7 protein-coding genes and 1 riboswitch are annotated in these 10,628 nt (G+C 60.5%); all 7 genes read right to left on the bottom strand.

The features are described from left to right. Positions 1–93 precede the first annotated feature (93 nt). Positions 94–2,034 (bottom strand): methyl-accepting chemotaxis protein, encoded by a 1,941-nt coding sequence (locus ACQUTD_RS05245; RefSeq protein ID WP_473273938.1) that lies wholly within the window; start codon positions 2,032–2,034, stop codon positions 94–96. 153 nt (positions 2,035–2,187) lie between these two features. After that, on the bottom strand, positions 2,188–5,787 hold the full coding sequence (gene uca, locus ACQUTD_RS05240; protein ID WP_473273936.1) for an urea carboxylase: 3,600 nt from the start codon (positions 5,785–5,787) through the stop codon (positions 2,188–2,190). Positions 5,788–6,040: 253 nt separating this feature from the next. Next, the gene (locus tag ACQUTD_RS05235; protein ID WP_072568705.1) at positions 6,041–6,676 is read right to left on the bottom strand and encodes an urea amidolyase associated protein UAAP2; all 636 of its coding nucleotides are present in this window, start codon (positions 6,674–6,676) and stop codon (positions 6,041–6,043) included. An 11-nt stretch (positions 6,677–6,687) separates the two neighbouring features. Next, the gene (locus ACQUTD_RS05230) at positions 6,688–7,416 is read right to left on the bottom strand and encodes an urea amidolyase associated protein UAAP1 (protein ID WP_318363710.1); all 729 of its coding nucleotides are present in this window, start codon (positions 7,414–7,416) and stop codon (positions 6,688–6,690) included. Continuing rightward, positions 7,416–8,198 carry an ATP-binding cassette domain-containing protein gene (locus tag ACQUTD_RS05225; RefSeq protein ID WP_473273934.1) on the bottom strand — a complete coding sequence of 261 codons (783 nt, stop codon included), beginning with the start codon at positions 8,196–8,198 and terminating at the stop codon, positions 7,416–7,418. Before ACQUTD_RS05225 ends, ACQUTD_RS05230 begins: the two co-directional genes overlap by 1 nt. Further along, the gene (locus ACQUTD_RS05220) at positions 8,195–9,010 is read right to left on the bottom strand and encodes an ABC transporter permease subunit (protein WP_473273933.1); all 816 of its coding nucleotides are present in this window, start codon (positions 9,008–9,010) and stop codon (positions 8,195–8,197) included. The genes ACQUTD_RS05225 and ACQUTD_RS05220 overlap by 4 nt, the downstream gene beginning before the upstream one ends. Continuing rightward, the gene (locus ACQUTD_RS05215; RefSeq protein WP_473273932.1) at positions 9,010–10,068 is read right to left on the bottom strand and encodes a putative urea ABC transporter substrate-binding protein; all 1,059 of its coding nucleotides are present in this window, start codon (positions 10,066–10,068) and stop codon (positions 9,010–9,012) included. The genes ACQUTD_RS05220 and ACQUTD_RS05215 overlap by 1 nt, the downstream gene beginning before the upstream one ends. Before the next feature lie 55 nt (positions 10,069–10,123). Then, positions 10,124–10,221: riboswitch (guanidine-I (ykkC/yxkD leader) on the bottom strand. Between the last annotated feature and the right edge of the window lie 407 nt (positions 10,222–10,628).

Raw genomic sequence — 10,628 nt, 5'->3', positions numbered from 1 at the left:
CTGCGCGCTCTGTGCGCCGGAAGCAAACGTTATTCCGCAACGTTAATAAGAGCGCAACCTACCCGGTAACAAACGTCCACAGCAAATAAAACCCTAAGCCTCCAGCCGGAACTGCGCCACCGTCTGCGCCAGCTGCCCCGCCTGATCCTCCAGCGAGCTGGCTGCCGCTGACATCTGCTGCACCAGCGCGGCGTTCTGCTGAGTCACGCCGTCCATCTCATTCACCGCAATGGTCACCTGACTGATGCCGCGCGACTGCTCTTCCGAGGCATTGACGATCTCGCCGATAATACTCTGCACCGAGCTCACCGCCTGGGTCATCTCCTGCATGGTTTTACCGGCGTCCTGCACCAGCTGCACGCCGCTTTCCACGCGCTGGGTCGACTCTTCGATCAGGGTGGCGATCTCTTTCACCGCGCTGGCGCTGCGCTGCGCCAGGTTACGCACCTCGGTCGCCACCACCGCAAAGCCACGCCCCTGTTCCCCTGCGCGCGCCGCTTCGACGGCGGCGTTGAGCGCGAGGATATTAGTCTGGAAGGCAATACTGTTGATCATGGTGGTAATGTCGCTGATTTTGCGGGAACTCTCGTCAATCTGCGCCATATTCTGCACCACCTGCCCGACCAGTTTTTCACCGCGGCTGGCGATGCGGGTGGCGTTCGCCGTCAGCTCGGTGGCCTGATGGGCGTTGCTGGTGTTGTGTTTAACGGTGGCGGTGATCTGCTCCATGCTGGCCGCCGTCTGCTCCAGCGCCGCAGCCTGTTGCTCAGTACGGGAAGCCAGATTGAGGTTACCGCTGGCGATCTCCTCCGCCCCCTGGCGCACCGAAAGGCTGGCGTCTTTGATCTGCCCGACAATCTCCCGCAGTTGCGTCTGCATGGTATTAAGCGCGTAGAACAGGCTGCTGCGATCGTTGCCGTGCACGGAAATCGCGTTGCTGAGGCGTCCATCGGCGACCGCCAGCGCGAAGCTTGCCGCCTGACGGGGTTCGCCGCCCAGCGGTTTGAGCACTTTGCGGCTGAACACCAACCCCAGTAAGGCACTGACCAGCACAATGCTTAAAACCATCAGCGCAATGGCCCACATCAACTGGCGGTTAGCCGCCGCCATCACCAGACTGACAGGCGCGACCACGCCCAGCAGCCAGTGCTCATCGCTGTTGCCGACGGTAATCGGCTGCCAGGTGACCAGCGCGTCTTCGCCGAGGATCGGATCGTGGCGTTCAGCCATGGTGCTGCTCAGGCTGCCCACCGGTTCGGACCAGGCTTTGCTGGTCAGGGATTTATCCGGATAAGCGACAATTTTGCCTTTACTGGAAAGCAGCACCGCATAACCTGCGCCATGCCAGGGTTTGATCTGCGCGATTTTGTCCTGTAGCGAGGCGAGTGAAATATCGGCCGTCACCACCGCCCACAATTTCCCTTCCTCGACAATGGGTGCCGCCACAGAGGTGAGCAGCGTATCGACGCCGTTATAGGCGTAAGTGTACGGCTCGGTAACGGTGTCTTTGCGGGATTTTTGCGGCAGCAGATAGTAATCCCCCTGCCCCGGCGTCAGATAACTGGTCAGCGGGTGCATGCTGTATTTACCGCCCGCGTCTTTATCAACGAACCAGGCATAGCGACCACCGGGCGCCTGGCCCGGCAGCGCGGCAAACTCGGCGTCACGTCCGTCGAGGGCGTTCTCTTCGAAAATCACGGACATTGAAAGATATTCAGGATTGGCGCGCAGGGTATATTCCGCCATTTTGTCAGCAATGGCGCGGTCTGCCTTGCCTGCCGCCGGTAGCGCGATCAGGTTATGACCGAGGTTACGCGCCACATCGCGGGCATAGCTCAGTTCATGCTGCACTTTCAGCGCATTCGTTTGCGCGATTTGTTGCAAATACTCTTCGGCCAGTTGTTTTTGCTGACGGCTGGATTGCCAGCTCAGCACGCCGATGGTCACCGCAAAGCCCAGCGTAATGGTCAGTGCGCCGGTCAGCAGCATTTGTGCGCGTGTACTTAATGTTTTCTTATTGTGTTGTGTTGCCATTACGGCTCTCCCCGGAGTTGCAGATTCTGTGTGGCACAGCCTGTGCAGCAACATCCCTCACAGGATCTATCGGCGCGGGGAGAGATAACTTCATCGCAAAAGGAAATTATTCCATTTACATATAAATTACATCCCTGTAACCATCTGACGTCCTTAGTGTTCTGCGATCACCACCACGCACTGACCGGCGCGCACCGGGGATCCGGGCTGCACGCGCACCTGCGCCACCACACCATCCGCGCTTGCCACCAGCGGGATCTCCATTTTCATCGACTCCAGCACCACCAGCACGTCGCCTTCACGCACCTGTGCGCCGGGTTCGACGTTAACCTGCCACAGATTTCCGGCAATGGGACTGTCGATACCGCGCTGACCAGGTTTAAGCGGCGCGTCATCGCCGTCGTCCGCCGCCGCCTCATGGCTGTCGAAATGGGCCTGGCCGGAGGCTTCCCAGCGCTGGCGCTCGGCGTTAAAAGCGGCCTGTTGATGACGACGGGCGGCAGCGATGCTGTCGGCTTCCGCCGCCAGAAACTGCTGGTACTCCGCCAGACGCAGGGTTGTGGTTTCAATGCGCAGCGGATAACGTCCTGTCGGGAAATCCCGGCGGATGTCGAGCAGTTCCTCTGCCGAAACCGGATAGAAACGGATCTGATCGAAAAAACGCAGCAGCCAGGGTTTGCCGCCAAAGTCCGGCACCTCATGATAGCGATCCCACATTTGCAGCGTGCGTCCGACGAACTGATAGCCTCCCGGCCCTTCCATGCCGTAAACGCACATATAGGCCCCGCCAATACCCACCGAGTTTTCCGCCGTCCAGGTGCGCGCCGGGTTGTATTTGGTGGTCACCAGCCGGTGCCGCGGATCGAGCGGCGTGGCCACAGGCGCGCCGAGGTAGACATCCCCCAGTCCCATCACCAGATAACTGGCATCGAAGACGGTTTTATACACCGCGTCGATATTTTCCAGGTCGTTAATACGGCGGATAAACTCCAGGTTGCTCGGACACCAGGGCGCATCACGCCGCACCGTGGTCATGTATTTGTCGATGGCTTTCTGGCACGCCGGATCGTCCCAGGAGAGCGGCAGCCAGACGATGCGCGACGGCACCTGTAAATCCTCCTGCTGACAGACCCCTTGCCAGGCTTCCGCCACCGTCCTCAGCAAGGTGGCGAGCGGCATGGCGTCCGGCTGGTAGTGAATTTGCAGCGAGCGAATGCCGGGCGTGAGGTCGATTACGCCGGGCAGCGCCAGCGCCTCCAGCGCCTGCATCAGCCCGTGACCGCGAAAACGCAGCACCAGATCCAGCTCCGCGTCGCCGATTTCCAGCAGCAAATGCGTATCGCCTGACAGCCGTGCCACCAGACGCTTATCGCCATGCCCGGTCTCCATCACTACCGGCGAGGCGAGCGGTTCCGGATGCCAGTTGATACTGACCGGCGCAAGCGACGCCAGCTCCTGCGCCCGGGCGTGGGCCAGCAGTCGCGCAGTCTCAATACTTACCGGCACAAAGCGCACCTTATCCCCGGCATTGAGCTGCCCGAGCTGATACAGATCCGCTTCAATAATAGTGACCGGGCAGACAAATCCGCCGAGGCTCGGGCCGTCCGGCCCCAGGATCACCGGCATGTCGCCGGTAAAATCCACCGCGCCTATGGCGTAAGGGTTGTCGTGTATATTCGACGGATGCAGACCCGCCTCGCCGCCGCTTTCGCGCACCCACTCCGGTTTCGGGCCGATTAAGCGCACGCCGGTACGGCTGGAGTTGAAATGCACTTCCCAGTCGGTGGCGAAAAAGGTGTCCATGTAGCCGGGTGTGAAATATTCCGGTGCGCCGTGCGGGCCGTAGATCACCCGCAGTTCGCGCACCGCCGGCAGCCGGGTGTGCAGCGCATCGGGCAGCACCGCCCCGGTGCGGGTATCGGTGAGCGGCGTCAGGTGCAGCACATCGCCGGTGCGCAGCGTGCGCCCGGCATGGCCGCCGAACTGCCCGAGCGTAAAGGTGCTTTTGCTGCCGAGATACTCCGGCACCGCAAAGCCGCCGCGCAGGCAGAGATAGCTGCGCACGCCCTGCGCCGTCAGATCACCCAGCCGCAGCGTCGCCCCTGCCGGAATGGCAAACACGCGGTTCATCGTCTGCGGCTCGCCGTCCAGCGTGATCGCCAGCGCCGCGCCGGTAACAACGGCCACGGCGGCAGTATTAAACTTCAGCGTCGGGCCGCTCAGGGTGATCTCCAGCGCCGCCTCGCCGGGCGCGTTACCCAGTAAGCGGTTGCCAAGCCGCAGCGCGCGATCGTCCATCGGGCCGGACGGCGGCACCCCCACTGCCCAGTAACCGAGGCGGCCCGGATAATCCTGCACCGTGGTCTGGGTGCCGGGGTTTAACACTTCCAGGGTATCAGCCTGATAATGCAGATTTTCCAGGCAGCGCGTCCACGGCTGGCCGCAGGCAAAAGGCGCGTCCGCGATAATTTGCCGCAGATAGTGGCGGTTGGTCTCCACGCCGTACAGCCGGGTCTGCGCCAGCGCCTCATCCAGCGCGGCGATGGCCTGGTCACGGGTGGGCTGATGGGTGATGATTTTAGCGAGCATCGGATCGAAAAACGGCGGCACCTCGCAGCCGGACTCCACCCAGGTGTCGATACGCAGCGCCAGGCGATCCTGCAGCGGGAACACCACTTCGGTCAGCAGACCGGGGGACGGCTGAAACTGACGTCCCGGATCTTCGGCGTACAGGCGCGCCTGTACCGCATGCCCGCGCGGAGTGAAGGTGGCGGCGATGTCGCGCAGCGGCGGCAGATCCCCTGCCGCCAGTTCGATCATCATGCGCACCAGATCCACACCCCAGACCTGCTCGGTGACGCCATGCTCCACCTGTAAACGGGTATTCACTTCGAGGAAGTAAAACTGTCCGGCGTCGCTGTCATAAACAAACTCTACCGTACCGGCGCTGCGATACTGCACTGCCTGGCCGAGACGCACGGCGGCGGCGCACAGGGCATCCGCCATGCCGTCAGGCAAACCGGGCGCGGGGGTTTCTTCCAGCACTTTCTGGTTACGACGCTGCACAGAGCAGTCGCGCACGCCGAGGGCGATCACCTCGCCGCGACCATCGCCGAAAATCTGTACTTCCAGATGACGCGCGCGGGGAATGTATTTTTCAATAAATACTCCCGCGTCGCTGAAGTTGTTTTTGCCGAGGCGTTGCACCACCTCAAAGGCCTCCGCCAGCGCCTGCGGCGTATCGCAGACGCGCATACCGATCCCGCCGCCGCCCGCGGTGCTTTTCAGCATCACCGGGTAGCCGACCTGTTCCGCCGCCGCCAGCGCCGCGTCGCTGTCCGCCAGCAGATCGGTACCTTCGAGCATCGGCACGCCGTGCTGTTTTGCCAGGGCGCGGGCGGTATGTTTCAGGCCAAAGACGCGCAGCTGCTCTGCCGTCGGGCCGATAAAGGCAATGCCCGCGGCGTCGCAGGCATCGGCAAAGGCGGCGTTTTCCGAGAGAAAGCCATAACCCGGATGGATGGCCTGCGCGCCGGTGTCACGCGCGGCGGCAAGAATTTTATCCACCTGGAGATAGGTTTGCGCCGCCGGGCCGCTGCCAAGGCAGATCGCTTCGTCCGCTTCACGGATATGCAGGCTGCTGGCGTCCGATTCAGACCAGACGGCGACGCCCTGGACGTTGATGTCGCGCAGAGTGCGCAGAATGCGGCAGGCAATGGCCCCGCGGTTGGCAATAAGGAGTTTCGTGAACATGATCCAGCCCCGAACCGTGGCGGGTCGTCCCGCCGGAAAAGTGTCGCCGCCTGGTCGTCCAGGGGGAAAATTTATTTGGATTATCCGTTTACGCCCGGCGGCGCAGGCTTGCCGGGCCTACAAACTTACAATCATCATCGATCCGTAGGTCGGGTAAGCGCAGCGCCACCCGACAAAAAACCGCCTCATTTCAGCCGGTTGGCCCGCACTTCGAACAGGCGGAAAATCGCGCGGCGCAGTTTTTGTAAGCGCGTCAGTTCCATACCAGCACCTCCGCCGGAGTCGGGTTCCAGCCGTTGCAGGGATTATTCAGCTGCGGGCAGTTGGAAATCAGCACAATGACATTGCATTCGGCGCGCAGCTCGACGTATTTGCCCGGCGCAGAAATGCCATCGGCAAAGGTCAGGCCGCCCTCCGGCGTCACCGGCACGTTCATAAAGAAATTGATGTTCGCGCCGATGTCGTGCTTGTGCAGACGACCATCGTGCAGGCAGGCGCAGAGAAAGTTGTCGCGGCAGCTGTGCATATAGCGCACCTCCGGCGAGTAGCGCACGGTGTTGCTCTCCTGGGCGCAGGCGCCGCCGAGGGTGTCGTGACGCCCGCAGGTATCGGCGACGATGGTCAGCAGCGGATTGCCCAGCCCCGACCAGAGTACGCTGCCGGTAGTCAGATAAGCATTTCGCTGACGCCGCAGCGTGCGCTGGGGATCGTAGCGCTCGCGCGGGTTATCGGCGTTATAGAACAGCGTATCGATCGCCTGATTGCCTTCCAGATCGACCAGGCGCAGCGTCTGCCCGCGTTTAACATCAAACAGATAATGCTCCCCTGCCGGGATCACATGGCGGAACACCGCCTGCTGCGGATTTTTTTGGCTTTCGACCAGCGTCATGATGCGTCTCCTTACAGGGCAAACAGGTGAGTGTTATCCAGTGCGCGACCGTTTTCCGGGCGCGTTAACAGCGCGTGCTCCGCAGCCTGCGGATCGTCCGCCGTGAACCAGCTGAGCGCCACCGGGCGCGGGGCGTACTCCGGGTCTGGATCCAAAGGATGTTGTAACGAAGTGAGCACGATCAGCGTATCCATCGCCGCATACAGTTCGACGACACTTCCCGGCGCGGAAAAATCCCGCTGAAAATGGAAACGCCCGTCTTCATCCACGCTGACCTTGCTGAAAAAGTTGACCACCATCAGCAGATCTTCGAGGTTCAGATCCCACTTGCCCATCTCCACCAGCAGGTTATCCATGCCATTGCGGTAAAAACCGTTGCGTCGCTCCTGATAGCGCCCTTCGCCGTATTTCTCCAGGGTTTCCGCCGCGTTCAGCACGCCGCCGAAGGGATCGTGCCAGCCGCAGCTGTCTGTCAGAATGCCGGTCAGCACACGGCCCATATCCGAGTAAAAGCAGTGCCCGGCGGTCAGCCGCGCGGTGTGCTGACCTTTCAGCGTGTCCGGCAGATTCAGGCGTTCACTTTTTTCATGGGCGTTAAGCATCATCATGCTGACGTTGGCCCCGCCGTGCAGATCGGTCATGCGCAGGATCTGCCCACGCTTGAGAATAAAAGAGAGATGGCCGCCGCCGGGGACGGTTTCCTCCCGCAGCGCGGGGGCGGAATGATACTGTTGCGTCATCAGATGTACTCCTTCATGGATACGACGTTAACCGGGGCCGCGGCCATCACTTCCGCCATGCGCGCTTCGTTAAGCGGAATGTCGTAGGTGATGCGCGCGCCATACGCATTAGGTTCGTGGGGATCAATTCGCACTTTGTCGAACACCAGCAGACGGGTGCCAAGGTTGAAGCCCTCGGACAGGTCATGAGTGACCATAAACACCGTCATGCGGGTTTCGCTCCACAGCTGTAAAAGCAGGCCGTGCATGTCTTTGCGGATGCCGGGATCAAGCGCGCCAAAGGGCTCATCGAGCAGCAGCACGCGCGGCTGCATAATGAACGCCTGGGCGATGGCCAGCCGCTGTTGCATCCCGCCGGAGAGCTGCGCCGGGTATTTATGCAGCGCCTGTCCCAGCCCCACTTTGTGCAGCATCTGCGCCGCCTGTTCCCTGGCGGCTTTTTTACGGTTGCCGAACAGCCGCCCGAGCAGTGGCGCATGGGGCAGTTCAAGGCCAATGGCCACGTTATCCAGCACGTTGAGATGCGGAAACACGGAATAACGCTGGAACACCACCCCGCGGCTGCGATCCGGCTCGGCGGTCAGGGGTTTGCCGTCAAGGGTGATAGTGCCGCGGCTGGGCGCTTCCTGGCCGAGCAGCAGACGCAGGAAAGTGGATTTGCCGCAGCCGGACGCGCCGACCATCGAGCAGAACTCCCCTTCCCGGATTTGCAGGTTCACACGCTCCAGCACCACATGATCGCCGTACTCCTGCCAGATATTGTCGATACTGATAAAACTCATGCTTTGCCCCCTTCCGCCCACGGGAAACAGACGCTGTGCAGTTTGCGCAGGGCCAGATCCATCAGCCACGCCAGCAGCGTGATCCACACCACGTAAGGGATGATCACGTCCATCGCCATGTAGCGGCGCACAAGGAAAATGCGGTAGCCCAGCCCGGCGGTGGACGAAATCGCTTCGGCGGAAATCAGGAACAGCCAGGCCGAGCCCAGCAGCAGCCGCAGCGAGGTCAGCAGGCGTGACAGCAGTTGCGGCAGCACCACGCGCAGCACCAGCGTCCAGCTGTTCGCGCCGAGGGTCTGGGCTTTGATAATGATCTCCTGCGGAATTTCACGGGCGCGGTGCTCCAGATCCCGCGCCAGCATCGGCGTGATGCCGATAACTATCAGCATGATTTTCGACAGCTCATCCAGCCCGAAGACGATAAACAGCACTGGTAAGATCGCCAGCGGCGGGATCATCGACAGCACGGTCATCAGCGGCGACAGCGACGCCCGCCACAGCGGGAAAACGCCGGCGGTAATGCCGATGCACAGCCCGAGCAGCGAGGCAATCAGCAGCCCGGTCAGCAGACGCGCCAGACTGACCAGGGTGTCCATCCAGAACAGGTAGTCACCGCTGCGGCGGTCTGGCGTGAACGCCATCCGGTCAAGCGCGCTCAGCATCTGATCCAGCCCTGGCAGCAGCTTGTCGTGGGGATTAGCGTCCAGGCGCACCGCGGAGCCAATGAAGTACACCGCCAGCAGCAGGATAAACGGCAGCAGCATCAGCATGATGTGCATACCCCGGGACGGATGGCGGTTAATCTGGCGCATCAGAGCGTCCCGGCCACGGCCATTTTCAGGAAGCTGTCGTCAAAGCGCAGCTTAATATTGCTGGCATCGCCCTGAGTGACGTTACCGGGGAAAGCCATGCCGATGAAATCCGCGCTCTGTGCGCCATCGCCGAGCAGTCCTTTATCAAAGGAGAACTGCGCCACGCGCTGCATGGTTTTTGCCAGTTCCGTCGAGGTGGTGAACGCAAGGTTATCCGCCGGGGTATAGAACAGGTGAGTGGTTTTGAGCTGCGCCTGATAGCCCGCCAGATCGGTGCCGGACGCCGCCGCCATCGCATTAAGCGCTTTCGCATCCTGCGCTTTCATCAGGCTCATCATTTCATACCAGGCGCCGGTCAGGGCTTTGCCAAGCGCGGGATTGTCTTTCAGGGTGGCGGTGTTCACCACCATCATGTCGATAAGTTCCCCTGGCACCGAGGCGGAGCTGAACACTTCCGTCGCCTGCGGCGTACTCTTGATCACTGACAGCTGCGGATTCCATGCCACCGCCGCTTCGACGTCCGGCGTACTAAAAGCAGAGACAATATCCGCATCGGAGGTATTCACCACCGTTACGTCACGTTCGGCAAGCCCGGCTTTCTCCAGCCCGCGCACCAGCAGATAGTGGGACACCGACAGCTCCGGCAGGTAGATCTTCATGCCTTTCAGATCCGCCAGCGTTTTGCCTTCGCCTTTCATCACCACGCCGTCGTTGCCTTCCGAGTAGCTGCCAAGGATCAGCGCCGTGGTATCAACGCCGCCCGCGGCCGGAATCGTCAGCGCATCCATATTGGTCATGGTGCAACCATCAAACTGGCCCGCAGTGTACTGATTAATGGATTCGATATAGTCGTTAAGCTGCACGACATTGATTTTAATGCCGTATTTGCTGGCCCATTTGTCGATGATTTTGTCACCCGCAATGGTGCCCCAGGGCATCCAGCCGGCGTAGATGGTCCAGCAGACGTTGAACTCTTTTTTGGCGGCAGCAAGGGCTGGCAGGCTGGTCAGCATCACAAGTGACAGCGCGAGGGTGCGGAGCAAGGGAAATGTCTTCATGGTTCGACCTCTGGTTGGACAAAAAGGGGGCAGCGCGACACCATCTGGTGCTGCTGTCTCCCGGGTTTTTGTCCCGCCGTGTAACCTCACAGAGGTCGCGTGCTCTCGGACCAGCATTCACCTGAGTGAACCGGAACCCTAGCCCGCTATTTTTTTACAGATAATTGTCTGATGCGCTGCCTTCTGAAATGAATAAAGCAAGCGCTGTGCCAGTTTTATCTTTCCCCGGCGGCGGTGATTTTCACGGGCGATAAGGAGGCAGTGAGCGAAAATAGCGACCCAAAATGGGGCAGTGCCGCAAAGCGGTGCAGGCGTCTTTTTCACCGGCAGGCGTAAGGCACGTTTTGATGCGCTGATTTAACCTAAGAAAAATCTCTTTTTTTAGTCGATTGTCACGTGCGAAATAACGCAATATAGCCTTTACTCAACACCATAAGATAAGCTGGGATTAACCCCTGTCAGGTAAGGGATAAGAATCAACTTAATCTCATACTTATGCATGATGGCGGTTTATTCAGCATTGTGAGAGGCGGGCTGGCAAACGCCATTGAATTGTTAAT

It is taken from the genome of Enterobacter sp. K510 (assembly GCF_055804875.1).
This window is presented reverse-complemented; position numbering and strand designations above follow the sequence as displayed.

What these genes read in the sequence shown, in the direction of transcription:
- ACQUTD_RS05245 (WP_473273938.1), bottom strand. Translation starts at nt 2,034, where the DNA reads ATGGCAACACAACACAATAAGAAAACATTAAGTACACGCGCACAAATG.
- uca (WP_473273936.1), bottom strand. Translation starts at nt 5,787, where the DNA reads ATGTTCACGAAACTCCTTATTGCCAACCGCGGGGCCATTGCCTGCCGC.
- ACQUTD_RS05235 (WP_072568705.1), bottom strand. Translation starts at nt 6,676, where the DNA reads ATGACGCTGGTCGAAAGCCAAAAAAATCCGCAGCAGGCGGTGTTCCGC.
- ACQUTD_RS05230 (WP_318363710.1), bottom strand. Translation starts at nt 7,416, where the DNA reads ATGACGCAACAGTATCATTCCGCCCCCGCGCTGCGGGAGGAAACCGTC.
- ACQUTD_RS05225 (WP_473273934.1), bottom strand. Translation starts at nt 8,198, where the DNA reads ATGAGTTTTATCAGTATCGACAATATCTGGCAGGAGTACGGCGATCAT.
- ACQUTD_RS05220 (WP_473273933.1), bottom strand. Translation starts at nt 9,010, where the DNA reads ATGCGCCAGATTAACCGCCATCCGTCCCGGGGTATGCACATCATGCTG.
- ACQUTD_RS05215 (WP_473273932.1), bottom strand. Translation starts at nt 10,068, where the DNA reads ATGAAGACATTTCCCTTGCTCCGCACCCTCGCGCTGTCACTTGTGATG.